Source organism: Virgibacillus oceani (assembly GCF_041521345.1).
In the GTDB taxonomy this organism is placed as follows: Bacteria; Bacillota; Bacilli; order Bacillales; family Amphibacillaceae; genus Virgibacillus_N; species Virgibacillus_N oceani_A.
This window is the reverse complement of sequence record NZ_JBGOHB010000035.1, coordinates 18,583-45,159: the sequence shown is the minus strand read 5'-3', so window position 1 is coordinate 45,159 and position 26,577 is coordinate 18,583. Positions and strand designations below refer to the sequence as shown.

Below are 26,577 nucleotides of genomic sequence, written 5' to 3'. Positions count from 1 at the left end.
AACCCCAGCCGAAGCGTTCGCAAAATTTGTTGGTGTTGGGGCCTAGGCCCCAACACCAACAAATTACAGAAAAACCTTATATAGCGGTTTCACAGGGGGTGTTGCATTTACTATTGCAATTTAAGAAGTGATAAAAACAGAAAATTAAATCAATATTTATGCAACGCTAGTGGGTTTAACCATCTTTACAATTTCTTCTTCATACCCTAAGTGCCGATAAAAATGAATGGCATTATCATTTGCTTTGAATACATCTAAAACAATCTGTTTACATCCTTTTTCTAAACACCATTTCTCTGCTTTACCCATTAACACCTTGCCTATTCCTTTACCCTCACCTGCACTCGTCACTGCAATCGCTAAAATATAAGCTACCCTGTTATTTGTGAAATAATCCCTGTCTTCAGTTAATTCTATGTATCCCAGAAATTCACTATCATGTTCAACCACAAAAATGTCTGATGCATTTGACGAAACAGCGCTTTTTGCTAATTACAATTGTTTTTGTTCCATATTCTCCCGGTTCCTATATTCCATAAATTGAATATCACTAAAACGATTAGATAGGCCGATGATGCTTTCTTTACCCTTTTCTTGATATGGTCTAATATTCATTCGTCTTCAATCCCTTTTAAAAATTTGTCTATTAGAAAATAAGAAGTTTTATGCACAAAGCAAGCGCATTCATTACGAGAAAATGGTCTTTTATGAGAAAATTCGACTGAATCCCTCGTCTTTGCAGTGGTCACAAGTCAGAAGAATATATAGGGAAAACCTTGTTTTTTCTTAATTTTTGAAAAAATGTGCATTGAATAAGTTTCTTTACCCTTGCGCTCGCTGTTTAAAGAACTATAGCTGTTCAATCTCTTTACACGCCCATGCGTCAATCTCAACCTTAAAGGAAGGTGCTGCTAAAGCGATGACATAAATCATTGTCGTGCAAGGAAGGTGATCACCAAGAAAATCCTTGATCACTTCTCTTCTCTTATCTGCTTCAAATTCTCCAACAAGATAAAAAACCAACTTTGTTAAATCTTGTACCTGCATATTAGCCTCATCGAGGTTCTTTTTGATATTGTTTAGTGCTAACTTTAGTTGTTCTAATGGATCTTTTGGAACGTCTCCATCTACACTCATACCCAATTGACCAGATAATGTTAACCATCTATTGGGGCCAGTCACTCAATTTGGTGCACATAAGGGGCAACCGGTGCATGAACTTCTTTTGGGTTTCTAGGTGTTTTCAAGTAATCAGTGCTTTTCATTACAGTAAGTTGAACATAATAGGGTATAAATGATCAATTATATGCTCGGGCAAGAAGATTGTTTATAGCTTTTTTATCGGTATTAAAATATCAAAATGAGGGTCGCTTGTGACTGAATCACTTGGGTGTATTTCATGCTTTATCGGCAGTTCATCATAGTATTCCGTACCTTGTTCTTTAAAGGGTACATAGTCACTCCCGCTGATCCAATCCATAATTTTCCCATAAGTTTCTTCAATACTTCCGCCTGTATGTGTTGTGACCAGGTAGGTCATTTCAGGAACACGAATTTCAATCATACCTTCAAGAACTTGTTGTTCATCCCGCACTTCATAGGCTGAATAATATACGAACCCATCTGGTCGAAGATGATACGACAACCCCAATCTTTTGTCTTTATTTACAGCGTATTCAAACTCATCCACTCTACGGATTGAATTTTGGATCACATCTGTTATCGTTTCAATCTCCGTAAATGGAACCTCATATTTAAGCCCCATAGCACGATAAGCAGGGAGTTTTTTAATTTCATAAACAACATTGCTCATAATATTCCCTCCAAAAATAAATAATATGGACTGCTAATAAAAATGTCCTATGTGTAAAGCAATATCCTGCTTAGCATTATACCGGAAATGGCCCTTCTTCCAATGACCGTGCACCATTGTTTTTTCTAACGCAGATTATTTAATGGAGTTCTTTCACAAACAATACCCTATCCTGACCTGGACCATCATACTCTGCCTTCACCATTGTGCCATCTACTGTTTTATCCCCCTGTTCAACAGTAAAGCCCATTCTTGTATGATAAGCAATAGATGTTTTATTGACTGGTGAAGTAACACAGCGTACTTTGTTTCGATTCTCACGCTGCACTTTAGAGAAGAATTTGTTATAAAGCGCTTTTCCTATACTTCGTTTACGATACTCGGGATGAACCCCAACAAAATGTATGTAAGCTTCATCTGACTTGGATTGAGATAGAAATCCAATTAAAAAACCTATAATCTCACCATGCTCTTCAACAACAAAACTAGTGTCGTTAAAGTGATCAAAAAATAATTTCGGCAGCATGTCTGACATTTGTCGCCCACCCCACCAATCATTTATTAATGGTGATATTACATAGTAATCTGAACTATTCACTGTTCGAATTTCCATGGTTCCTCCTCCAATAAATAACTGTAAATCTACTACTGTATTACTTATTCATAATGATCTCCAACAACCGACCTTCAACATTCGGCCCTTTCCCAAAAGGTTGTGTGCACCCTATCCCACCCGATATGGTCACCTATACTTATCCAGCATTGGCGATCAGTTGTTGATTATCCACAATTACCAGGACCGTTTACTGTTTACCTCCATCTTTTCCTTAAATGCCTGTGTCAAATTTATATCCAGTCGATTTGCAATTTCTACAGCGTTCCATATCACATCAAATATTTCATGACTAAGCGCTTTTCTAATTTCTGTCTGTTTATCCTCACCTGCATACTTTAATTTTAGTAATTCCTCACTCATCTCGCCGACTTCACTCATGAAAAATAAATAACGCTCTTCATCTGAAACATCATTAAAACCTTTTTCCTCGCAAAATTCTTTAACATATTGTTGGAAAGCATCCATGTTCATAAATAATCTCCTTATCCTATGATTGTTTAGTATATATTAGTAAATAGGAATATCAGCTCTTTATCGACAACTCAAGTCCCCCTGTTCCTCTCCTTGAACATGCCTTAAACTGACCATCATTTAATCCAGAAACTAACCTCTTTGTTCAATTTAAAGCATCACTTTACGAATTTATTTCAAAGCTACAATAGCTACTTTATGATTTATCCCCAGCCTTCTCTTCTTTCAAAACAGTATACAACGTCTCCACCTCATCCTTTTTCACAGTCTCCCTCAGATCATTCACTTTAACCGTTACAAGTTTTTGCCCAAACCTGATAACCAGCTCATCCCCTACCGTTAGCTTGGTAGATGATTTTGCCTGATTACCGTTGACCGTAATTCTTCCCTGATCGGCGACTTCTTTTGCCATCGTTCTCCGCTTGATTAAACGAGATACCTTTAAAAATTTGTCCAGTCTCATAAATTACTCCCCTTCCTTAGCTTTATCCCAAAACTTGTCCATCTCTCCCAAAGTTGCATCGTTTATATCTTTCTTTTGTTTTTCCAGCGCTGCTTCGATATAGGAAAACCTCGATAGAAATTTTCTGTTTGAACGGTTCAATGCTACTTCCGGGTTTATTTTATAATACCTTGCCAGATTCGCCAGCACAAACAGTACATCGCCCAGTTCTTTTTCCACTTCTTCTGTATCCGCAGCTTCTACCGCTTCTTTTACTTCCTTCAGCTCTTCATCCAGCTTGTCCCAGACCCCGCCGACATCTTCCCACTCAAAACCGACTTTTGCTGCTTTGTACTGCAGCTTGTATGCTTTTGCAAGTGATGGCAGCTCTTTGGGTACACCATCCAGTACAGACGTTTTTTCTCCTTTTCCCTTTTCCTCTTTCTTCAGTTCATCCCAATTTTTATATACTTCATCGACCGTATCCACCTGCTTATTGCCAAAAACATGGGGATGGCGATAAATCATTTTTTCCGTTATCGAACGAATGACATCATCCACCTGGAAATACCCATTGTCCTCACCAATTTGGCTGTGAAGCATGACCTGCAGGAGGATATCTCCCAGTTCTTCGATGATATTATCATCATCTTGTTGATCAATCGCATCTATGAGCTCATATGTTTCTTCAATCACATAGGGGCGCAATGATTCATGTGTCTGTTTCCGGTCCCATGGGCAACCATTTGGCCCTCTTAATATGGTGATAATTTCCTTTAACCGGTGAAATTTGTGATTCAGGAGCGAATCGGGCGCAGGAGGAACATACACACTCATTAAATTGCTCATTTCGATTCCGTGATCCAATTCTTCCAATGGAATTTCCTTGATCACCTCTTGATTCGTGCCTACTGCATCCACGATTGTAATCATGTAATCCGGTGGTAAATCCTCCAGGAGGTCTAACTTCACTTGTGATGCGATAAATTGGTCATATACCTGGCAAAATACAAGGTGATTCCTGTAGTCGAGCTGATCCCTTTTAAAAGAATTAGCATCTACAAATTGAAAACCTTCAATCGGATCAATTTTAAGGGCGGAAAATAAATCATCCAAATAGCTTTGGCCGCCGACAATCTCCACCTCTATTTCCTTTTGCTCTAATAATAGTTGAACCGTTTTTTCAGCGAGCATCGGATGTCCGGGAACCGTATAAATAATAGATTCCTTTTTTGCCGCTTCGAGTAACGATGATGTGATACGTTCATATACATGATCAAATTCCGCTTCTGTTTCATAAAAACTGTCAAATGTCTCAAATGCGACAGATTCTTCCTGTAAAGATTTGATGACTGGATGATCGATGGTTCGTGTGTAAATAACACCCTGATGCTGTGTTAATTTTTTATATAAGCCGAGCGGCAGCTGATCGATATCTCCAGCGCCCAACCCGATAATTTCAATTTTATTCATAAAGCTGCTACCTCCTGTGATGAATTTTTAGGAATAGTGAAGCCATTGGCAGCATGCGAAGCTCCTCTACTTTGAATGCCTGCCAGCGAATCAAACAATAAAAGTACAATACTGCCCCTATGATGGAAACAAATGTACAGTAGAATAATAGTGTGATTCGTGAAAGATGGGCCGGCTCTGACATCATGGTGCCTATTGCCATAATAAACAGGATCATAACTGCTGCAGCACTAATAAGCGCACGCCAACGAATTCTCTTGAAAAAGTAAAGTACGGGCAGTTTCCGTTTTAATTCGAATAGCACAATAGCGCAAAGGAATAGCAGGCTAACAACCGTAGCAATAGCACTGCCGGTAATGCCCCAGAGAGGAACGAGCAGCTGATTTGCCGTCCATTTTACAAAAAAAGCAATTAGGATAAAGCCTGCTGTCCTTTTCATATAACCCAGTCCCTGGAGAATGGCCGCCCCTGTCATCGCCATGGAACTGAGTAGTATAGAAACAACGAGAATCTGTAAATCCGTGGTTCCTTTATCGTTTTGGAACAATAACGTATTTGTTTCCGGGAAAATGAAAACCAATCCGACCGTTGCACCGATGGCCAAATAAAAACTGAATAATAATGTTCCCTGTATGTAGGAATAAAAGGCATCCGGATTACTTTCCAGCTTTTGTTTTGTGACCGCCGGAAGTAACGCTAAAGCGAAAGAGGACCCCAATACGGTGCCAAGCTGGATGAGCGGCTGTCCTCTGTCAAATACGCCTTTCGCTTCCATCGCCTCACGATTCGTCAGACCATAATCCATTAAACTCGGAATTAATGTAAACGTGTCCGCAAACTGAATAATAATCAACACCATATGATTTAATGATGCTACGATTCCCAGCGTGAGTAATGTCCGGACGTAATAATTCCATGGGACAGCAGAATCTTGTTTTTCAATTGTCCCCTTGGAATGTTTTTTAAACAAAAATACACACAAAATCAAGGTCGCAACAGCTGCTCCCAATACAGACGCCATTACAGCAGCTTGTCCAATGAAGTATATATTCGCCCCGGTCATAAAAATAAAAACCGCAGCACAAATAATAAAGGAAACACGGACAAGCTGTTCCCCAATCTGGGAATACGCGGTTGGCTTCATCACTATATTTCCCTGAAAATATCCTCTTAATAACGAAGTCAATGGTACAAGTAAAAAAACAAACGCACCCAGCTGATAAACCCGCTCTAAATTTACATCCCCTATGAACAGTGCCAGCGAGCCTGCATTCAATAAGAGAAAAATAAACAATGGAACACAGATACATAGCAAAATAATGAAAATGGGGACATAAAAGCTTTTAAAAGATAGGGATTTCCCTTCTGCTTTTATATCCGTTGCCATTTTTGAAATGGCAGAAGGAAAGCTGTAAAGCGCTAAGATAACAGCAATCGCCAATATAGGGTAGATCTGCTGATAAATATAAAACCCGATATCACCTGTAAGGTTTTGTAAGGGTATCCGGTATCCAGCACTTAAAACCTTGCTGATCAGTCCTGCTAAAGTAAGCAGCAATGCACCCTTTACTAATGTATTCGATTCATTTTCAATCATATAAACTGTCCTTTAAAATAGCTGCATATAATTTTTCGCATGACGAATTGTCCCCTTATTATAGCATAAGTGGAAGGGGGTCTATGTAATTTATTGCAACATCTACTTTAACGAAAAAAAACCACTAATTTATGGTTCCTTAATGGATCAACACAAGCAGTTGGTTAAAGCCCGAGAGAATTAAAGAATGAAAACTACTTAAGAGCAAACTTTACATTTTTTGATTTTATTAGTTCAAGTTCTTTTAAAGCTTTATCTTTATAATTGGTTTTATCTTCTATTGTATAATTTCCATTTTCATATAGGTTTCAACGGAAATAGAGTCCTCTGTTTTCTCGTAAGCCTTTGAGTATGTAATGTGTTCTTCCTCGCATATAATAATAAATAATTAATGTCTAAGTATTCTTTCGATGGCTTCATGATATCTACGACCCGAAAATAGTCCCCCTTATAAAATAATTGAGAGGCATAGCTCCTACTCGAATTAGTAGTGCGGAAGCATCATACTGATTATCAAATTGAAACCTTCAAATGCTCTTTCAAAGTAATGACTAAGCGATTTTTTCTTTTCCATATACCATTAATACTTTTTATGATACAGGATCAAGCGTTTTTTCCTTTTCCATATACCATTAAAACCCTTTATGATTCATGATCAAGCGTTGTTTCCTTTTCCATATACCATTAAAACCCTTTATGATTCATGATCAAGCGTTTTTTTCTTTTTCGTATATCATTAAAACCCTTTATGATTCATGATCAAGTGTTGTTTCCTTTTCCATATACCATTAAAACCCTTTATGATTCATGATCAAGTGTTGTTTCCTTTTCCATATACCATTAAAACCCTTTATGATACATGTATATCTTCTGTTGCACAAGCCGTATTTTTTTATAAAAGGTACGACTTGTTTCAAATTTAATTGCTATGCCTTTCACTTGCCTAAAACCGTAGCCACACTACTAAAAAAAGAGCAAAACCGGGAATCTCCGGTTTGCTCTTTTCCACCCACCTCTTATTCCATCTGTTTCGCCAAAAATCCTGCAGCGGTTTCCACTGCTTTTTGTTCCACCTCTGTAAGCTTTCCATCCTCTTTGGAGAAAATCATTACACAGCCGATCGCATCTCCATTTGCGATGATCGGACTGATGCAGTATGACTTTAACTCCACTTTATTTCCAACGGTGATTTCTTCGGTATCTGCTTCTTTTTCAAAAATTTGTGTGCGATTTTCCATTGTTTTTGTCAGCTGTGATCCAATTGGTTTATTTAAGTAATCCTTTTTCGATTCTCCGCTGATGGCAATAACTTCATCCCTGTCACAGATGAGCACTGGTGATTGAAGGGAATCAAACAAGGCTTCTGCGTATTCTTGTGCAAAATGTCCTAATTCATTTATTGGAGAATATTTCTTTAAAATTACCTCGCCTTCTCTGTCCACAAATATCTCCAATGGATCTCCTTCACGTATTCGTAATGTTCTTCTGATTTCTTTAGGAACAACTACTCTGCCTAAATCATCAATACGGCGCACAATTCCTGTTGCTTTCATCCGTTAGCAGTTCCCCTTTCTTAAGATGAGTATCTTTTAGTGATTTCATTTTTTATTCCTTTTTGACAACGAAGACTCCCGCCATAAAAGTTTGGCGATAAGCCAAGTTTTCTAAGAAAATCACCAGCTGTGCTTTTAGTATGAATCATCTTGGAAGAACTATACATTCCTGCCTGATTTTTATCATGTATTAACGGGACTGTAAATCCTCCACTTCTATGCTTGAATAAATAAAAATGTGAAGGTGGGAGGATAAACAGCTCGGATTCTGTGCAACTATCATTCAGTAGGGTAGGAAGAGAAAGCCTACTGAACGAAGTTTCTCTTTATGCGCCCCTGTCTACATTTGCCAATTTATCTATAAAGTGTTCGGTAATTTCATATCTTTTTGGCTTTGTTTTTATCGATGCTTTGAAGACAATCTTCAATTTGTTATTTTGTGTACCGAGCTGCATTTCACGGCCAAATGTATTTGCCAGCTCAAATAACTTGGAGCCATCCACCTGCTGGCTGCGGTTTTCCTCGATGCACATTTCAATTTTATTGCTTTTTTCAAAAATCGATTCCACTCGTTCTCTTTTTGCATACATTTTTAGCGAGCTTACGGTAAATAGATTATCCACTTCTTTCGGATAATCTCCAAAACGGTCAATCAATTCATCCTTTAAGTCTGTAATATCCCCAGGTGAATCAATTGCCTGAAACTGTTTATATATATCAATTTTCTGCTTTCCATCTTTTATATAGGTATCCGGAATATAGGCATCCACTTTTAAGTTAAGTTCTGGTTCAAATGGCGCGGCATCCTCTATAGTTTTTCCTTTTTTACGAGAATCAATGGCTTCTTTCAGCATCTGGGAGTACATATCAAAGCCGACAGAGTCGATAAATCCATGCTGCTGAGAACCGAGAATATTTCCTGTTCCTCTGATGGATAAATCCCTCATGGCAATTTTAAAGCCGGATCCAAGTTCCGTAAATTCCTTAATCGCCTGCAGCCGTTTCTCTGCCACTTCCGTTAATACTTTATCCTTTTGATAGGTGAAATAAGCATAAGCTACCCGGTTGGAACGACCAACACGTCCTCTGAGCTGATAAAGCTGGCTTAATCCCATCCGATCCGCATCATTGACGATTAATGTGTTTACATTCGGGATATCCACCCCGGTTTCAATGATCGTCGTACTGACTAGAACGTCATATTCTCCTGCTAAAAAGGCAAAAATAACGTTTTCCAGTTCTGTTTCATTCATCTGTCCGTGGGCAACTGCAATCCTTGCATCTACAAGCGAACCGAGGTCTCGAGCCACTTTATCAATGCTTTCCACCCGGTTATACAGGAAAAACACCTGTCCGCCTCTGGACATCTCACGCTCAATAGCTTCCCGGACAAACACAGGGTTGCTTTCCATCACGTAAGTTTGAATAGGAAAACGGTTTTCCGGCGGGGTTTCAATAACGGAAAGATCGCGCACCCCAAGCATGGACATATGCAATGTCCTTGGGATTGGTGTAGCCGTCAATGTCAATACATCGACATTCGTTTTCATTTGCTTAATTTTTTCCTTATGCTTTACCCCAAAACGCTGTTCTTCATCCACAACGAGTAAGCCTAAGTCTTTATACTTTATATCTTTGGACAAAATTCTATGTGTACCAACAACGACATCAATCGTCCCCTTATTAAGCCCGTCAATCGTTTCTTTCTGTTGTTTTTTCGTGCGGAACCGGCTTAACATACCGATATTGATCGCATGATCCTGAAAACGTTCGCGGATCGTCTCAAAATGCTGCTGGGCTAAAATGGTTGTCGGAACCAAAAAGGCCACCTGCATTCCATCGGCAATGGCTTTAAATGCCGCCCGTATCGCTACCTCTGTTTTTCCATAACCGACATCGCCGCAAAGCAGCCGGTCCATTGGACGTGTTTTTTCCATATCTCTTTTTATTTCTTCGATACAGCGCAATTGATCTTCTGTTTCCTGATATAGAAAAGATGCTTCAAATTCCCGCTGCATTTCAGTATCTTCTGAAAATCCGTATCCTTCTCTAGCTTCTCTTTCGGCATACAACTTAATTAAATCTTCGGCAATATCTTCCACTGAGGATTGGACCTTGCGTTTAACCTTGGTCCATTCTGTGCCGCCCAATTTATGCAGTTTTGGCTCTTTTCCCTCCGAGGCAACAAACTTCTGCACCTGGTCGATTTGTTCAATCGGAACATACAGCTTGTCATCACCGGAATATTTAATCAGCATATAGTCTTTATGCAGATCACTGACTTCCAGTGTCTCTATACCAATGTATTTACCTACACCATGACCGGCGTGAACAACAAAATCACCAATTTTTAATTCCTGGTAGCTTTTAATTCGTTCCGCATTGGAAATTTTCTGCTGCTTTCTCGACCGTTTCGTGCGTTTTTTAAATAACTCATTTTCCGTGATGAATACAAGCTTGTGCATCGGCAGTTCCAGTCCGCTTGTGATGTTCCCTACAGTGATCGTAGGAATACTTACTGGGAGCTCCGGTTCTTCCGTTACGACTGCTTCTATGTCATAATCGGCAAAAATGGATTGGATTTTTTCCGCCCGCTTTTCATTTGGTGCAAGTACAATGACAGAAAAATCTCCTTTTTCCCATCTATCTATTTCATTTTTCAATAAATTCATTTGTCCATGAAATTCCTGCATCGCCCGTGTGGATAGGTTCACAATATTTTGCGGCTGTGTATTGGGGATATGTCTCAGAAAAACCGACATATAAATGCGCTGTGAATCTATGTTATTCCACACTGTCTCCCAGTCAAAGGAAAATTTGCTGTTCGTCACCATTTGGCCGGATTCCAAGAGGCTGCTGTACCATTCCCCTTCTTCTACATCCAGATTGGTAGCTGATTCCTGAATCCGGCTCATTTCATCTAGAATCATTAGCCCGTCTTTAGGTAGGTAATCTAATAAACTAGCAGGATTTTCATAGAGAAATCCAATATATTTATACATTTCTTGAAAGTGTTCCAGGTTTTTCAAACGTGCTATATCATGCTCAATGACTTCTATCAGCTTTTCCTTTTTCTCGTCTGATTTCATTTTCTTTAATGTCTCGCCGAGCGCATCTTCCAAGCGTTCACCGCCGGATAATATAGCTTCTTTTGTTAATAATAATTCGGTCGCCGGCCCAACGGTTATTTCATTTAATTTACCCAAAGAACGCTGATTTTCTGCATCAAAATAGCGTATAGAGTCAATCTCTTCATCAAAGAGCTCTATACGTAGCGGGTGTTTTTCCGTTAATGGGTAAATATCGATAATGCCCCCGCGCAAACTGAATTCCCCGGGTTTTGTGACCATCGGAGCCCGTTCATATCCCATATCGACAAGTGATGCCAAATAACCTTCAACACCTATCTCTTCGCCAAGTTTAAAAAAGAGCTGGTATTTGCTCCAATAGTCCGGCGGGGGAAGCATCCGTTTTAATGCTGCTACAGGAGCGATCAGAATGCCTGACTTTTTATGCGCCCAGGTGCTTAATGATTCAATGCGCTGGCTTCTTAGTTCTGGGCTGGCAAAAGCTATTTCCGAGGCGATCAGCTCATTGACCGGATATAAGTGAACGGATGATTCATCCATAAATTCACTTAGGTCGTCAAATAATTGCTGTGCCTGGACGAGCTGGTGGGTGATTAATAGGATCGGTCTGTCCGCAGATTCATGGATAAGAGACACGAGCAGTCCCCTTGCAGAACCGGATAACCCTGCCACCAATTGTTCTTCCATGCCATCGGTAACACCATTTATAATAGCCTTGATGTCTTCTTTCGATTGTAAATATTGATGAATACCTTTCAATTTTTTAACCTCCACTTGCTACGCTCAGGTAAAGCGCAAAATGCTTTGGTCCGCAGCCAAAGCTTTTTTCCGAGTTATTTTATTGGATAAAAAAATCCAGTTCATGATAGCGCGGATGCTGACTTAACGATTCTTCACAGCTTTCACAGATAGCGTGAACAATCATGTCGCCATTTTCCGCATATTGAATCATTTCTTCTTTTTCCTCTTTTGTTAATTGCTGAAAGCCAAGTACAGAGGAATCAACAACCTTTTCCTGCAGTCTGCCGATTTCCTGCCTGCAATGCTTGCATGTATAAATGATGGACATGCGTTTACCTCCTCGGATGAACGAATAACCTGTGTTAAAAGTTTATCCGAAAAGGACTTATCTTATACTAGGCGAAAAGATACTCTGCGAAGACCAAGCTGCCCATCTCCAGCATATAAAGTAAAACTTCATTCAATGGGGGTTTAGGCCTACAGGACGTAGGCCATGCAGACGTTGCCACAATGTATTTCGGTGGGACGAGGAACCACTGTACCATAGTCCCAAAGGTTTTCGGTGGGACGAGCATTTACGCACAGTCCCAGGACGTGGCGTTGTCGGCCAGCCAGTTACACTGCGAAAAAACGCACAGTTTATATATTGACTTAAGTATATTACCAGACTGTATAAATCATGCACAAAAATGAACTTCCATATAAGGTTGATCATCGATTAAACTTATTCATCACTTCTGAAAAAGGGCTTGTCAACCATGTTTCACAAGCATCAGCCGCTAGATTGATACTGGAATCTACACTGTCCTGCTCTTCTTTTGGAAATTTTCCAAGCACATAATTTATGACCGGCATCTGATCCACCGGCCTTCCAACACCAATCCGAATACGCTTAAATTCCTTTGTTCCTAGATGGTCTATCGTGGAACGTATGCCATTATGCCCCCCATGGCCACCCTTTTGCCTGAGTCGAATTTTTCCTGTAGGCAAATCCAGATCATCATAAATAACAATCAGATCATCCAAATCGATGTTAAAATAATTCATCAATGGTCTGATTGATTCTCCGGAAAGGTTCATATAGGTTTGCGGCTGCAGTATAATGATTTTTTCACCATTAAGCATTTCCATCGCATATTTGCCATTAAATTTTGATTGATTCAACTTCCAATTATGGCGTTTGCGTAATGCTTCAATCACCATAAAGCCGACATTATGCCTTGTGTCTTTGTATTTCCTGCCGGGATTACCCAGCCCAACGATACATTTCATATTTTTCTTCCTTTATTTTCTATACTGAAGGAATACACTACCTTTTCCCCGTGTATGAAGGAAAAGATAGTGTATCAGTTAAATGATTATTTGTCTTCTTCCGTCTCTTCTTCTGCACCAACAAGTTCTGGCTCTTGATTTTCATCCGGCGATGCCTCTAGATCATCTAATGTATCCGGTGCTGAAATAGTAGCAATCGTTGTATCAGGTTCATCGAGCACTTCATAATTTCCTGCTGTGTTCAGGTCAGCAACTGTAAGTGTTTCCCCTACTTTTAATTCGGATATATCAACAGCGATTTCTTCAGGAATTTCACGCGGTTTAGCTCGCACTTGCAATACATAGAGTGGTTGCTGCAGGACACCGCCATCACGCACACCTTCAGCTTCCCCTTCCAGGTTCAGGGTAACCTCGACATCCATTGCTTCAGACATATCGACAATATAAAAGTCTGCATGGAGCAATTCTTCTCTAATCGGATCCATTTGATACTCATGCAGCATAACATCCACCGGGCTTTCTCCTTCGATATCTAAGGAAATAATAGCATTTCTTCCCTCATCCCGAACGGTTTTTACCAGCTCAATACTATCCAGGGAGATAGCTTTAGCTTCTTTCTCTTTCCCGTATAGTACTGCAGGCAAGCGCCCTTTATTTCTTATTTCCTTTGTTGCTGATTTCTTTAAATCTTCTCGTCTTTCTGCTTTTAATTTGACTGCCATATTTATCATCCTCCAAAAAGTTATATCTTTTGTTTGTTTATATCTAAAAAACGTAAACGTCATAAATGTATACGTTCATAATACCCTTCTCATCTTTTTTCTAAACGCTGCACTAGTCAAAGAGAATACTGACAGATTGCAGCTCATGAACACGAATAATAGCTTCCCCGATTAATGGTGCCACAGATAATGGGGTGATTTTTTTAACTAGTTTATTCTCCGAAATTGGAATAGAGTTTGTAATCACCAGTTCTTTGATTTTTGATTCATTTATGCGATCAATTGCCGGACCGGAAAGTACAGGATGTGTACAGCAAGCATACACTTCTTTTGCACCATTTTCCACTAACGCATTTGCAGCAAGGGAAATAGTACCTGCTGTATCAATGATATCATCAATGAGAATAGCTGTTTTTCCTTCTATATTCCCGACAATATTCATCACTTCTGCAACATTCGGTTTTGGTCGTCGCTTATCAATGATGCCAATCGGCGCTTTCAGGCGATCCGCCATTTTTCTTGCTCTGGTAACTCCTCCGTGGTCCGGGGAGACAACAATAATGTCTTCCAGTCCTTTTGCTTCAAAATAATCGGACAAGATTGGCACACCTTGCAGGTGATCGATCGGAACATTAAAAAATCCCTGAATCTGCGGCGCGTGCAGATCAAGTGTAATTACTCTGTTTGCACCCGCTGTCTCCAGCAGGTCTGCAACCAGTTTGGCTGTAATCGGTTCGCGGGAGCGCGCTTTTCTATCCTGTCTGGCATAACCGTAATATGGCATAACAATATTTATGGATCTGGCCGATGCCCGCTTTAACGCATCGATCATGATCAATAATTCCATGATGCGCTCATTAACCGGAGAGCAGGTTGATTGAACCACATATACATCACAGCCCCGAACACTTTCTTCGATGTTGATTTGAATTTCCCCATCACTAAATCGGTTCACGGTACATTCCCCGAGGGTTGTCCCTATATGCGCTGCAATATCTTCTGCCAATGCTCTGTTTGAATTCAATGTGAATACCTTTAATGATGAATCTTTATACGTGGATGCCATGAAAATAACCCTCCGCTAATCTTTTTTTCTGTTTTTAAGTCTTGTTGCGTATCCTTCTTTATTGGACTGTCTTGCTCTTGCTACAGCCAGGGCGTCTCCTGGTACATCTTTCGTAATCGTTGAACCTGCTGCAACATAGGACCCCTTGCCCACGGTTACGGGAGCAATCAGATTTGAATTACAGCCGATAAACGCATCATCCTCAATGGTAGTTAAATATTTATTTTTCCCATCATAGTTTACTGTTATTGTACCACAACCGATATTAACATTGCTCCCCACATCCGCGTCACCCATATAACTTAAGTGGGAGACCTTGCTTCCTTCCCCAAGCTTCGTTTTCTTTACTTCGACAAAGTTTCCGATTTTCGCTTTGTTGCTGATCACGGACTCCGGGCGAATATGCGCATACGGACCGATGTTCACCCTGTTTCCAATTTTACTGTCGGTGGCAACACTTTGCTTAATGACCGTTTCTTTTCCAACATAACAATTGGTAATTTCACAATGCGGTCCGATCTCGGCATCTGCCTCAATGATGGACTCATCCTTAATGATAGTACCAGGATGAATCACGACATCCTGTTCTATTTTAACATCCGGATGGATATATGTGTGAACCGGATCGATAATCGTTACACCATTTCGCATATGGCTTTCATTTATTCGCTGTTTCAAAATTCTTTCAGCCTCGGCTAATGCTGCACGGTCGTTGATTCCAATTGTTTCATTAAAGTCCGCTGTTAAAAAGGCACTTACCTTTTCTGACTGCTGGCGCAAAATCCCGATGACGTCAGGCAAATAATATTCACCCTGTGTATTGTCATTGGAAACATGCTGCAGTGCCTGAAACAGCGCCTTGTTATCAAAGCAGTATGTACCTGTATTTATTTCATCAATGGAGCGTTCCTCAACATTGGCATCTTTATGTTCTACAATTCTTTCCACTTCATTCTGTTTATTGCGAACAACTCTTCCGTACCCAGAAGGGTTTGGCGCTTTTGCAGTTAATACCGTCGCTTTAGCATTCGTTTTCTCATGGTGGTCAAACAGTGCCTGATATGTGTCGCCTGTAATTAATGGTGTATCACCACATACAACGATCGTCATTCCTTCTTTATCTTTTAACAGCTCTTCTGTCTGCAATACAGCATGGCCTGTTCCCAGCTGCTCCTTTTGTATTACAAATTCACTGTCATTCCCAATATGTTCCTCCACTTTCTCTGCACCTAAACTAACGATAGTAACTAATTTATCCAATTGAACCGTTTTCACCTGGTCAATAACGTGCTGTACCATTGGTCGATCCATGACCGGATGAAGTACTTTATAAAGCTTCGACTTCATTCTGGTCCCTTTCCCTGCCGCTAAAATAACAGCATACCGTTTTGCCATATGGAGACCCCCAAAATTTCTTTTTATCCATTATGAATATATCTTAAAAAGCCGCCAATTTCAAGCGTTGAAACGCGGGGGGCAGTTCTTTTTGTCTAATTAGAATTTTTTATACAAGTTATCGTAACCACTGGTAATAAACTGCTCATCACAAGATTCCTAAGTACAGACCCTAACTATTTTTGCTATATAAAGATCTGGTAGTTTTGTGTCATATTTTTTGTACACCAAAAAATGAGCCAGGTAAGAACAGCTATAGCATCATTATTTCTTACCAGAAAAAAAGAAGGCTAACCTTTTGAAGATTAGACCTCTAGCTGTTTGCATTTAATTATGAAGCGCCTGCTTCTTCGTATTCCATTTCCTGCCCCACTCGACGAAACTCCTCCAGCACGGCTTCCTGTATTTTTGCTCTTGTGCCTGAATTAATCGGGTGTGCAATATCCCGGAACTCTCCATCTGGAGTTCTTTTTGATGGCATTGCAACAAAAAGTCCGTTATTCCCATCAATCACGCGGATATCATGGACCACAAATTCTTCATCTAACGTGATTGAAGCTATAGCACGCATTCTTCCATCCGTATTTACGCGGCGTAATCGAACGTCAGTTACTTCCATGATGTATCACCACCTTTTCCCTTTTGCTTACTTAACTAGTTCAACAAAAGTTTGAAAAGTCCTGCTAAAAAACGAAAAAAATAAAATATTTACTGATATTTGAAAAACATAAAAGCAGTTTTTTTTGTTGCAATAAGAAAAATTATGAAATTATTATTCGTGATTCAGCAAATTCCCTGGCTGTACATAAATATTTTTCTCCTTGCTGTCTACATTGGTGATCTTCACCAGAGAAGTATAATGATCCACTACCCGTTCTTCCTCTTCATCATCTGCCTCTGCAAGCACACCGATTGCTTTTACGTTTGCTTCAAACTCATCCAGAAGATTAATCATGCCGGTAATCGTACCGCCCGCTTTCATGAAGTCATCTATAATACAGACGTTAGCACCAACTTGCAAACTTCGCTTCGGCAAAACCATCGTCTGGATTTTTCGTGATGAGCCGGAAACATAATTAATACTGACAGAAGAACCCTCTGTTACTTTTGGATCCCTTCTCACTATGACAACAGGGACGTCCAAAAAAGATGCTGTTGCATAGGCAAGTGGAATCCCTTTGGTGGCCACCGTTACAACCACATCAATATCCTCAGCGGAAAACCGAGAGGCAAAAACACGTCCAATCTCCCTCACTGTCTGCGGATTTCCGAGTAAATCACTCATATACAAATAGCCGCCAGGAAGAATTCGCGCAGGATCCTCCAGTTTGCTGCAAAGTTTTTCGATAAAGCCAGCGCTTACCGACTCAGCATTTTCCGGAATAAATTTAACCCCGCCAGCTGCCCCTGTTGTTCTTGTCAGATAGCCCAAACCTTCACTATGAAATACATTATGGATGATATCCAAATCCTCACTTACCGAGGCTTTTGTTGTACTTAACCGATCCACGAAATAGGGCAATTGGGTATGCTTTCTTGGGTTATCAAGAAAATAATTTGTCAGTACGACCAATCGATTACTTCTTTTCATATGTACACCTCAAAACCGAATATTTATATATAAATATACCATTAATATATGTTTTCAGGCAATAGCTTATCCAATTAATCGTACGTAATACACTTCTTTGCAAAAGCCCCTCATGCTGTTATAAATCCGTTGTGCCTTACTTTCATGCTTCACCAGACCATACACCGTCGGACCACTGCCGCTCATCAAAACACCTTCAGCCCCAGCTTGTACCATTTTATTTTTTATCCGCTTCACTTCCGGGTATATACTGCAAGTAACTTCCTCCAGGGCATTGCCAATATTATGGCAAAGCTTAAAGTAATCATTTTCATATAGCGCTTCAATGACTTTAGCTGTTTCCGGATGAATTAGCTCCTCGAGGATGATTTGTTCAAAAATCGTCCCGGAGGATACACCGATATCCGGTTTTGCCAATACGACCCAGCAAGATGGAGGAGCAGGCAGGCTGTTAACAATTTCTCCACGCCCCGTAGCTACACCTGTATGACTGAAAACACAAAAAGGAACATCAGAACCAATACGTGCCCCAAGTTCCGCCAGTTCCTGTGCAGGTATTTGTAATGCCCATAATCTATTTAGTGCACGCAAGACAGCAGCTGCATCTGCACTGCCTCCGCCTAAACCTGCAGAAACCGGGATGCTCTTCTCTATTTCAATATGGATTCCTCTTTTGATATTATAAGCTTCTTTGAAAAGCCTTGCCGCTTTATATGCTAAATTCCGCTCATCGCTAGGTACATATCTACTCTCCAGAGAAATTTCTATTTTGTCCTCTTCCAGTTCATGGATACTTATCCGGTCTGACAGATCAATGGTCGTCATAACCATTTCCACATTATGGTATCCATCTTCCCGCTTACTGATAACATCAAGCGATAAATTTAATTTTGCAGGTGCTTTTTCAAATATAATCATTCGCTTCACCTTCTTCTGTCCGGAATGACTCCTGATGGAGAGATTCGTAAGATGTGAGAGCTCCGTGTGAAAAGATAAACAAATTGTAACACAAAAAAAAATAAGTCGCGACTGGTTATGCGTTTTGAAACAGCGGTGCAACAGAGGGATGGTTCTTTTGTTTAATCAACCGAAAATTCCGCCTTTCTGAAACAGGAGAACCGCCCTCTGTATGCCAAAAAGGCAAATCCGTTAGGATTTGCCTTTTTTTTCTGCACTTTGTTCAGCCATTTCAATGGCACGCTTGACCATGTTTCCGGCATCCCGTGCTTTAATGCCGCCCCAGCCTTCCTGCTGCACCGTGTCGTAAAACCCTAACTCCTTGGCAATTTCCTCTTTCAAATGGTCAGACATAATTCCTCTACGTCGCCCCATAAGAGAACTACCCCTTTCTGCTTGGATTTGTTACGACATCTATAGATTATGCAGTTGCGCTTATTTCAAACGAGTTATATGTATACAAAAAAGGGTTATTTTGCAAAATCGTATTGTTTTAACATGTTTTCCAGCTTTAATGCCAAACCGATATTTCCATCCACCTTTAACTTTCCGGTCATAAAGGCTGTTGTGCTGTTTAAATCCCCTGACAAAAATTCCCTAAAGTACTTCTCCTTCATTTTCAGCGTGCAATTAGCCTCATCTTCTGCATCTTTTTTTACCAAAGCCGAAGCTCCTGTTAATTTTAACTGATAAATGCCTTCATCCACGTCGGTTAGCTCAAATTGATATACAGCATGTGTACCTTTATAAGGTGCGTTATTTTTCTCCAGTTCCGCTTCAATTATTCCCCAGATTTCTTCCACCTTTTTATGCTCCATTACTACCTCCCCTGCCATCTCAATATTCTGTTATCTCTCCGCAAAATAGAAACAGTAAACAAAAAGTATGTTTACTGTTCAAGGATGGTTGCTATTGTTCTTTCATCCGCAAAGCTTAATTCTACCGTTTCTGTCAGTATGTCTGCATAGCTGTAAGATACTCGTTCGAAAGCATTTTCCTCCTGATCAAGTTCAACAATAAACACGGAAGGATATGTTTCCGCCAATACACCTGATCGTTCGATCGTTTTCCTTCTGCCACCGTTGGCTTTCAGCTTTAAACGCTGTCCAACATGACCTTCGAGACCCTGCTTAATTTCAATTAATGTCTTAGCCACTACACTCCACCTCACTTCCAATAATATATCATATGCTTGTATAAGAGTCAAATAAAATCTTATATTATAACAAGGTATCTTTTCACATGTCAACCATTTATTTTGTCTATTTATCGTATTATGTGTAAATGTTAACAATTTATGTACTAAAAATGATTTTTTTATGTATAGAGGGTATGGAAATGGGAAAAGAAAGCCAGATAAGAAAGTTGCCCGCACTTTCTTATCTAAACATTTTCATCAAATCCGCTTTCTAAATACGGCATACCGGTTCGAAGCAGCCCCCTTGTTTCCACCCCGCCCATGCCTTTATCCCCTGTAAGTGTATTTCTAAGGGCATCCCTGACACTTACTCTATCCATAAAAGATGTATAAGCGATTTTTGCGGCTATATAAACGGGATCTAATGCATGTATGTTAATTCTCAGGGGGGAGCTTGCAAAATTGGCCCCCGCTCGTATAAGGGATTCAAAATGAGATTGGCACGCACCTGCGAAAATAATTAACTGGTCCAGATTGGGATTGATTTTTCTCGCTTCCCTTACGGTTTCCACAAAGTGACGGGAATGCCTGTATGCCCGCAAATCATTTTTTTCTCCTTTATTTTTTGAAAAAGCATCATGGCCGGTTATAACGATAATATCAGGTTGAATCTTCGTAATGAGTTCACCGATTTTTACAGGCATTTCCTTTTCATTTACATGGACACCATGCACCTGAAGTCCGACACGCTGATAAAGTTCAATGCATTTTTTTAAATACATTTGATCCCCATCCAAGTGCAGCACCTTGGCCGGCAGCTGGAAATACTGCGGTTCATAATAATAACCTTCAGTTGACTGGTATTCCCGTTTATCTTTCATTAATTGATAATCCTGACGAAATAAACGGTAGGAAAAATCCTCCTGTTCTTTTCCCTTTTTTCTCCTTTTTTCCAGTTCCCGTGTTTTTACTATGACGATATCATCGATTGGGGCATCTGCCTCCAGTCGAATATCCTCTCCGAATAATTGCACTGTTTTATCCTTGATAGAAGCAACCCGAAAAAGCAGGTCATGCCCGTAGGAAATTCGTGTTACTAAATCACCTTTTGTAAGCCGCATACATTCACCTCATCGCTTTTCGCATAAATGGAAGCTTTCCTTGTATAGACTATGAGGATGAATGCCTATCTGTGCGGGTAAAAGTAACTTGAAAAGGGTATTCGAATAATCGTTAGGAAACTTTGAACATAACTTTATAACAGGATAGTTCATCTCGGTGTGATTAACAGCACTTTTTTAACCTAAACCCCCCAGCAGCTGATGAAATTCCAGCAATCGAAAAGAAATTTATTTATCTTTATTTTGGTAAAATATAATGGTATAAAGACTGGTAACATGATTGTAGAAGGAGGACATATTGACATGATTACACAGGCAGCCCAGGTTTCTATATTAGTTAAGGATCTTGAAGAAGCAAAAGAATTTTATACCAAAAAATTAGGGTTCATCATTCAGGACGAAGTATTATTTTCGCCGGGATGGAAGTACCTCACCGTTTCACCAAGTGCTGCAAATGAAACGAAGCTGGAATTAGTCAAAGCAGACACACCGGAGCAAGAGGAAATGATCGGCAAACAAACCGGAAACCAAGTGTTCATTATGTTTTTAAGTGACGACATTGAAAAGGATTATAGTGAAATGAAAGCGCGTGGCGTGATCTTTCATGGAAAACCGCAATCAGTCCCTGGCGGAAAAGGCGCAGGTTTCGAGGATCTATATGGCAATGCATTTGACTTATATCAACCAGATGCAAAAGAAAAATAAGAAATAATTATAAAAGCAAATTTAAATGGGCATTCTCGCTGAATGCCTATTATAAAGTTGCACATCATGTAAACAATTAGCATAAGAAAAAACAACTTCCTTACAATCTGTAAGCGCAAGCCGATTAAACCTTTATCTTGCCAGGGTAAGGTGGTATAAAGAGCTCTTTCAACCGGCATAAGTTCATCCAAGGCTATCGCCGTTAGCGTGTGGCGATAGCCAATTTATTTATTATTCTGCAGCTTATCCTACTTCTATCCTGGAAATTCATGAAAGTTCAAAAACCCTTTAATTCTGCCATACCCATCAAAATCCCAGCCTCATGACGTTCAGGTTTTTATTGAATAAAATGTATTTGCCAAGGTGGCGAATTCCTCTATATTTAAAGATTCTCCTCTTCTGGAGCCATCGATTCCGCTGTCCTCAACCAGCTGAGCGATCTGGGGTTTTTCATAGATGCCTTTATAATGACTGGATAAGTTATTTTTCAGTGTTTTGCGCCGCTGTGCAAAACTTGCTTGAACGATCGTAAAAAAGAAATCCTCATCTTCAATTTGAACAGGCGGTGTTTTTCGCTTCGTAAGTTTTAATACACTGGAATCCACATTCGGCTCCGGCATAAACACACTTTTGGGTACATTCATCACAATTTCAGCTTCGGTATAATACTGGATAGCAATCGTTAATGATCCGTAGCTTTTGCTGTTTGGTTTTGCCGCCATCCGTTCTGCCACTTCTTTTTGAATCATCACTGTAAAGCTGGTTACAGGGAGGTTTTCTCGCAACAGCTTCATCAGGATCGGTGTGGTAATGTAATAAGGCAAATTTGCCACAACATGCACAGGCTGTCCGTTTTGAAAGTTTTCCTGCACGAATTTTTCAACATCCGCCTGCAAAATATCCTGATGAATAATGGATACATTGTCGTATTCCTTGAGCGTATCTTTTAACACAGGCAATAACCGTTGGTCGATCTCAAAAGCAACCACCTTATCCGCATGGATCGCCAGCTGCTCTGTCAGTGCGCCAATACCGGGACCTACCTCGATGGCTGCTGCGGACTGATCAATTCCGGCATGTTTAATTATATTTTCCAATATATTTGCATCAATAAGGAAATTTTGTCCCAGGCTTTTCTTGAAGGAAAACTGATATTTTTTTAAAACTTCTTTTGTGTAGGTTGGTGTTGCAATAAATTTTTTAGCTGTCATTGTTTTCCTCCTGCAATACCTGTTTCATTGTTTTTTCAAACTGATCCTTTGTGATTTGAAACATCGTCAACCGTTTTAAAAGCTGTTTTCCATTTGTATGGCCAATTTGCAATCTTTCTCCAAGTTTTTCTCGCCGTTTTCCTGCTCCGGTTCCGCCAATAAGCCCGTAAGAAATCAAGTCCTCTTTTTGAATATCACTATCTTTTTTTGCCATTAATTCATGAACGGCTGAAAGGGCATCCTTTATATCCTCAGATGATGCATGTTCAATACCTAGGTTTTTTACCGCGGAATGCTTGTCCATCGCTTTTTCCCGAGGCAAAAATGCATGTTTGCAGCCGGGAACAGCCTCATCCACAATATGACGGATTCTTTCTCCCGGATAATCAGGATCCGTAAAAATAATGACGCCCCGCTTATCTTTTGCATGTTTGATTCGTTTTAGTATTTCCTTATTTACAGCGGATCCATTTGTTTCAATGGTATCGGCATCTAACGCCTGATTTATTTTTGCCGTATCATCTTTTCCTTCCACGACAATGATTTCTTTGATCTTCAATGTGTTTCCTCTTTTCGTCAGTCATTTCCAATGAAACAGGAGAACCGCCCCTGTGTTTCAATCATAAATAAATGCTCTTATCATTTTATCATGATAAGAGCATTCTTATTAGTCAAGTTTTTTTACCGTTACGGTTTTTCTTCCCCAGCTGCTTGCTGCCGCCTGGTTAGGAACATGCACATCAATTTTATTGCCAACAATGCTGCCGCCTGTATCTCCGGCGATTGCTTCTCCATATCCTTCTACCCAAACCCTTGACCCCAGTGGAATGACACTCGGATCCACTGCTACTACTTTCTTATTTGGGTTGGCGTTCAGGTTAATCCCTGTTGCGGTGTACCCGGAGCATCCATTACAGTTTGCTGTATAAGCAGTAGATGACATCGTAAACTCCTTAGAAGACGATGATCCGCTTGATGTTGTACTGTCGGACGAACCCGAATTCTTGGAAGTTGACTCTGAACTGCCGGATTTCGGCTTTTCACTGGAAAGTGTTACTACATTTTGTTCCGGTTCTGGCTGCGGTTCTTTCGTTCCTATTGCTACAATCCTGTTTGTGCTTTCTTTCTTTACTTGTTCGTCAACCAGTTGTTTATCGACTTGTTCTCCATTTTCCAGTGTAATTTCGTACACTTTTGTTAGCTCCCCGTCTTCACCTTGGGTAACAACTTCTTCTTCCCCCTTTAAGAGGGAGCTGTCATTTCTTTCTTCTGTGTCAAAGGCGACCGCTTCAGTAACTTCCTCTGTTCGTTTTTCTACTCTAGTAATATCTATATTCATACCTTCTGCAAGTTTCGAACCTGTTGCAAAGTTAATTTTGTCATTACTGTCCGGGTCAAAATCAATATTTTCATCAGCCAGCAATTCTTCAACTGAACCGCCTGTAGCCCAAACTTCTTTCTTGTCTCCACCATCGTTTACGGTAATCTGGAATGCCTGTGATATTTCAATATGTAGTCCGTCTTCGATTTCGTCGCTTGTTTTGTGGGAGATTTCATCACGTTCTGCAAAATTGAAGTTATTTTCGTTAAAAAATTCCCCGATCGTAGCGGTTGTTGTGTAATATTCATTTTCATCGCCATTCAGTGTAACAATGATCTCTTTTGCAGTCTGGTAGTCGATTTCCATGTTATTTTCTATGTTGTCGTCTAGCTCATGTGACAATCCATCATACTGGCCTACCGTAATCCCGACTTCATCCAGCACTTCTTCCACTGTACTTTGATGTGTTTGTATTGTTTGTTCTTTATTATTATCTATGATGACAACTTCTGCTTTTGTTGCTTCAAATAGTATGAAACCCGAAAATACGACAAGTGCCAGAATTCCCACACCTGACATCACCAGCTTCATTGTAGACGCCGGCATTAGCTTTGAAAAGACTCTCATGCTACTGCCTCCTTTGAATTGCACAATTGATTATAGTAACAGGTATATGCAAAGTCAAAGGAATTCTGTTTACGGTTGGTTTACATTTCCGTTACAGCATGGCCAGCCTTTTCCGCTTTTTCTATGAATAAATATACAAGACCTTGGCACGACTGGATTGACTCATGTAACATGATTGAAAAATAAAACAGACTTGCTTGAGAACAAGTCTGGAAATTAACGTGATTTATTTACTTTTATTGCATTATTTATCCATATTTTTTACAAATGTATATACTTGGATAACTCGAAGTAAACTTTAAATGCCAAAGAATTTACGTGCATTATTTGTCGTAATTTCACTGATTTCTTCTAGTTTCATACCTCTTATTTCGGCAATTTTTTCTGCCACTAATTTTACATAGGCAGGTTCATTTCTCTTACCGCGGTACGGGTGAGGTGCAAGAAATGGCGCGTCTGTTTCGACCAATAGTTTATCCAGTGGCACTTCTGCTGCAACTTCCTTTGGCAGTGTTGCATTTTTAAAAGTAACGGGCCCTCCCAATGAAATATAGAAATTCATATCAAGGCAAGCCTGTACATAGCGGACAGAATCATTGTAACAATGCATAATTCCGCCTACAGTTTGAGCATCTTCCTCCTGCAGCATTTCTATGATATCCTCCGTGGCATTCCGGTTATGGATAATGATCGGCATTTTTACCTTTTTGGCCAGCCTGATTTGCTTGCGGAATACTTCTTTTTGTATATCCTTTGGCGATTTATCCCAATGATAATCAAGCCCCATTTCTCCAAGTGCAACTACTTTAGGGTGAGAAGATAATTCTTCAATCCAGTCAAGTTCTTTATCTGTCATGTCAATGGCATCAACAGGGTGCCAGCCAACTGCCGCATAGATGGTTTCGTATTGTTCAGCAATCTCGATTGCAAGTGGTATTGTTTCACTGTCAAAGCCGATAACGGTCATATATTTCACACCGGCATCAAATGCCCGCTGGATTGTTTCGTCCCGGTCTTCGGTGAACTGTCTTGCGTTTAGGTGTACATGTGTGTCAAATAGCATGTGTTTTGCTCCTTTTGTTATCCACCTTATGTTAGCTGCAAACTTCTTAAGTAATTCCCCTTAGGATCATATTTGCAGAAAAAGGCCAAATGTGGATTTAAAATAAAGTTGCGAAGTTTTACCCTTTTGGATTTGCATTGTCCGAAAGCTGGTTTTATGATAAACATAACACAACATAACGATAGTCAACAAACGGATGCCTATAGTTATATCTTTTGAAAGAACCTCACACCCCGATGATTCAAATTCTAACTTATAGCCAACGTCAATCCCTTTACCTGGAAGAATAACTTCATCTATCCGAATATTGCCTATACTCTCTATTATCCGGATAACGATGGTATGGAGAATCTAGATATGTTCCAACTGAGGTTTGAAATGTGATCTCGGTAATATCAAAAGACGATTTTTTCATCAAATTTAGGTTGTGATTGTTCGTGTGTTAAAAAAGGTTTAATTTCAGATGTGTATTGTATATAAGAACCATCTTCATTTTTTAGTCTAAATCCAGGCATTTTTTCCTCAAAGGCATGACTGAGATCAATTAATTTTGTCATTGACGTTAACATCCTTAAATTTACATTGTTTCCTTA

General features: G+C 39.9%; 26 protein-coding genes and 2 pseudogenes. 1 reads left to right on the top strand and 27 read right to left on the bottom strand.

Translation table 11 applies throughout. The features are described 5' to 3' along the window. Positions 1 to 156 precede the first annotated feature (156 nt). The 22 genes and pseudogenes from ACDX78_RS19875 to yabG all read right to left on the bottom strand — a co-directional run. Positions 157 to 459: pseudogene (locus ACDX78_RS19875) on the bottom strand (GNAT family N-acetyltransferase); the annotation flags it as partial. Between the two features lie 390 nt (positions 460 to 849). Next, positions 850 to 1,247 (bottom strand): annotated as a pseudogene (locus ACDX78_RS19870) (RidA family protein). Between the two features lie 80 nt (positions 1,248 to 1,327). Then, the gene (locus ACDX78_RS19865) at positions 1,328 to 1,813 is read right to left on the bottom strand and encodes a GyrI-like domain-containing protein (protein ID WP_486030113.1); all 486 of its coding nucleotides are present in this window, start codon (positions 1,811 to 1,813) and stop codon (positions 1,328 to 1,330) included. A gap of 139 nt (positions 1,814 to 1,952) precedes the next feature. Further along, entirely contained in the window at positions 1,953 to 2,426 is a 474-nt protein-coding gene (locus tag ACDX78_RS19860) for a GNAT family N-acetyltransferase (protein WP_486030111.1), read from the bottom strand. A gap of 177 nt (positions 2,427 to 2,603) precedes the next feature. Beyond that, complete coding sequence (locus ACDX78_RS19855; RefSeq protein ID WP_486030109.1) at positions 2,604 to 2,900, bottom strand: MazG nucleotide pyrophosphohydrolase domain-containing protein; 297 nt, start codon at positions 2,898 to 2,900, stop codon at positions 2,604 to 2,606. A gap of 196 nt (positions 2,901 to 3,096) precedes the next feature. Next, complete coding sequence (locus tag ACDX78_RS19850; protein ID WP_486030107.1) at positions 3,097 to 3,363, bottom strand: RNA-binding S4 domain-containing protein; 267 nt, start codon at positions 3,361 to 3,363, stop codon at positions 3,097 to 3,099. Positions 3,364 to 3,366: 3 nt separating this feature from the next. Further along, on the bottom strand, positions 3,367 to 4,815 hold the full coding sequence (yabN, locus tag ACDX78_RS19845; RefSeq protein ID WP_486030105.1) for a bifunctional methyltransferase/pyrophosphohydrolase YabN: 1,449 nt from the start codon (positions 4,813 to 4,815) through the stop codon (positions 3,367 to 3,369). Positions 4,816 to 4,822: 7 nt separating this feature from the next. Further along, on the bottom strand, positions 4,823 to 6,412 hold the full coding sequence (locus ACDX78_RS19840; protein ID WP_486030103.1) for a putative polysaccharide biosynthesis protein: 1,590 nt from the start codon (positions 6,410 to 6,412) through the stop codon (positions 4,823 to 4,825). A gap of 1,016 nt (positions 6,413 to 7,428) precedes the next feature. Beyond that, entirely contained in the window at positions 7,429 to 7,965 is a 537-nt protein-coding gene (gene spoVT / locus ACDX78_RS19835; protein ID WP_486030101.1) for a stage V sporulation protein T, read from the bottom strand. Between the two features lie 326 nt (positions 7,966 to 8,291). After that, positions 8,292 to 11,813, bottom strand: coding sequence for a transcription-repair coupling factor (gene mfd, locus ACDX78_RS19830; RefSeq protein WP_486030099.1), 3,522 nt, complete (start codon positions 11,811 to 11,813; stop codon positions 8,292 to 8,294). Positions 11,814 to 11,892: 79 nt separating this feature from the next. After that, on the bottom strand, positions 11,893 to 12,123 hold the full coding sequence (gene fin, locus ACDX78_RS19825) for an anti-sigma-F factor Fin (protein WP_486030097.1): 231 nt from the start codon (positions 12,121 to 12,123) through the stop codon (positions 11,893 to 11,895). A gap of 383 nt (positions 12,124 to 12,506) precedes the next feature. Then, positions 12,507 to 13,067, bottom strand: coding sequence for an aminoacyl-tRNA hydrolase (pth, locus tag ACDX78_RS19820; protein ID WP_486030096.1), 561 nt, complete (start codon positions 13,065 to 13,067; stop codon positions 12,507 to 12,509). 86 nt (positions 13,068 to 13,153) lie between these two features. Continuing rightward, on the bottom strand, positions 13,154 to 13,789 hold the full coding sequence (locus ACDX78_RS19815) for a 50S ribosomal protein L25/general stress protein Ctc (RefSeq protein ID WP_486030094.1): 636 nt from the start codon (positions 13,787 to 13,789) through the stop codon (positions 13,154 to 13,156). Between the two features lie 112 nt (positions 13,790 to 13,901). Continuing rightward, positions 13,902 to 14,855, bottom strand: coding sequence for a ribose-phosphate diphosphokinase (locus tag ACDX78_RS19810; protein WP_486030092.1), 954 nt, complete (start codon positions 14,853 to 14,855; stop codon positions 13,902 to 13,904). Positions 14,856 to 14,870: 15 nt separating this feature from the next. Next, positions 14,871 to 16,250: a bifunctional UDP-N-acetylglucosamine diphosphorylase/glucosamine-1-phosphate N-acetyltransferase GlmU gene (glmU, locus tag ACDX78_RS19805; RefSeq protein ID WP_486030090.1), complete on the bottom strand. Its 1,380-nt coding sequence runs from the start codon at positions 16,248 to 16,250 to the stop codon at positions 14,871 to 14,873. A 331-nt stretch (positions 16,251 to 16,581) separates the two neighbouring features. Continuing rightward, the gene (spoVG, locus tag ACDX78_RS19800) at positions 16,582 to 16,869 is read right to left on the bottom strand and encodes a septation regulator SpoVG (protein ID WP_486030088.1); all 288 of its coding nucleotides are present in this window, start codon (positions 16,867 to 16,869) and stop codon (positions 16,582 to 16,584) included. Between the two features lie 153 nt (positions 16,870 to 17,022). Then, positions 17,023 to 17,841: a pur operon repressor gene (gene purR, locus ACDX78_RS19795; RefSeq protein ID WP_486030086.1), complete on the bottom strand. Its 819-nt coding sequence runs from the start codon at positions 17,839 to 17,841 to the stop codon at positions 17,023 to 17,025. A gap of 66 nt (positions 17,842 to 17,907) precedes the next feature. Further along, positions 17,908 to 18,759, bottom strand: a complete 852-nt coding sequence (gene ispE, locus ACDX78_RS19790; RefSeq protein ID WP_486030083.1) for a 4-(cytidine 5'-diphospho)-2-C-methyl-D-erythritol kinase — start codon at positions 18,757 to 18,759, stop codon at positions 17,908 to 17,910. Positions 18,760 to 18,990: 231 nt separating this feature from the next. Then, on the bottom strand, positions 18,991 to 19,173 hold the full coding sequence (locus tag ACDX78_RS19785; protein WP_486030082.1) for a small, acid-soluble spore protein, alpha/beta type: 183 nt from the start codon (positions 19,171 to 19,173) through the stop codon (positions 18,991 to 18,993). 95 nt (positions 19,174 to 19,268) lie between these two features. Beyond that, positions 19,269 to 19,616 carry an SCP2 sterol-binding domain-containing protein gene (locus ACDX78_RS19780; RefSeq protein ID WP_486030080.1) on the bottom strand — a complete coding sequence of 116 codons (348 nt, stop codon included), beginning with the start codon at positions 19,614 to 19,616 and terminating at the stop codon, positions 19,269 to 19,271. A 71-nt stretch (positions 19,617 to 19,687) separates the two neighbouring features. Then, a complete protein-coding gene (veg, locus tag ACDX78_RS19775; protein ID WP_486030078.1) occupies positions 19,688 to 19,954 on the bottom strand; it encodes a biofilm formation stimulator Veg in 267 nt (88 codons plus the stop codon). Between the two features lie 227 nt (positions 19,955 to 20,181). Next, entirely contained in the window at positions 20,182 to 21,057 is an 876-nt protein-coding gene (gene yabG, locus ACDX78_RS19770) for a sporulation peptidase YabG (protein WP_486030077.1), read from the bottom strand. 303 nt (positions 21,058 to 21,360) lie between these two features. Between yabG and ACDX78_RS19765 the strand changes: the two genes are divergently transcribed. Continuing rightward, positions 21,361 to 21,762, top strand: a complete 402-nt coding sequence (locus ACDX78_RS19765; RefSeq protein WP_486030075.1) for a VOC family protein — start codon at positions 21,361 to 21,363, stop codon at positions 21,760 to 21,762. Between the two features lie 329 nt (positions 21,763 to 22,091). On the opposite strand, the gene rsmA is transcribed toward ACDX78_RS19765, so the two are convergent. From rsmA to ACDX78_RS19740, 5 genes are all read right to left on the bottom strand, one after another. Then, positions 22,092 to 22,973, bottom strand: a complete 882-nt coding sequence (rsmA, locus tag ACDX78_RS19760; protein WP_486030073.1) for a 16S rRNA (adenine(1518)-N(6)/adenine(1519)-N(6))-dimethyltransferase RsmA — start codon at positions 22,971 to 22,973, stop codon at positions 22,092 to 22,094. Further along, the gene (gene rnmV / locus ACDX78_RS19755) at positions 22,963 to 23,532 is read right to left on the bottom strand and encodes a ribonuclease M5 (RefSeq protein WP_486030071.1); all 570 of its coding nucleotides are present in this window, start codon (positions 23,530 to 23,532) and stop codon (positions 22,963 to 22,965) included. Before rnmV ends, rsmA begins: the two co-directional genes overlap by 11 nt. Positions 23,533 to 23,640: 108 nt before the next feature. Further along, a complete protein-coding gene (locus ACDX78_RS19750; RefSeq protein ID WP_486030070.1) occupies positions 23,641 to 24,921 on the bottom strand; it encodes a resuscitation-promoting factor in 1,281 nt (426 codons plus the stop codon). A gap of 298 nt (positions 24,922 to 25,219) precedes the next feature. Then, entirely contained in the window at positions 25,220 to 25,984 is a 765-nt protein-coding gene (locus tag ACDX78_RS19745) for a TatD family hydrolase (protein ID WP_486030068.1), read from the bottom strand. 395 nt (positions 25,985 to 26,379) lie between these two features. Beyond that, positions 26,380 to 26,541 (bottom strand): hypothetical protein, encoded by a 162-nt coding sequence (locus tag ACDX78_RS19740; RefSeq protein WP_486030066.1) that lies wholly within the window; start codon positions 26,539 to 26,541, stop codon positions 26,380 to 26,382. Positions 26,542 to 26,577: the final 36 nt, after the last annotated feature.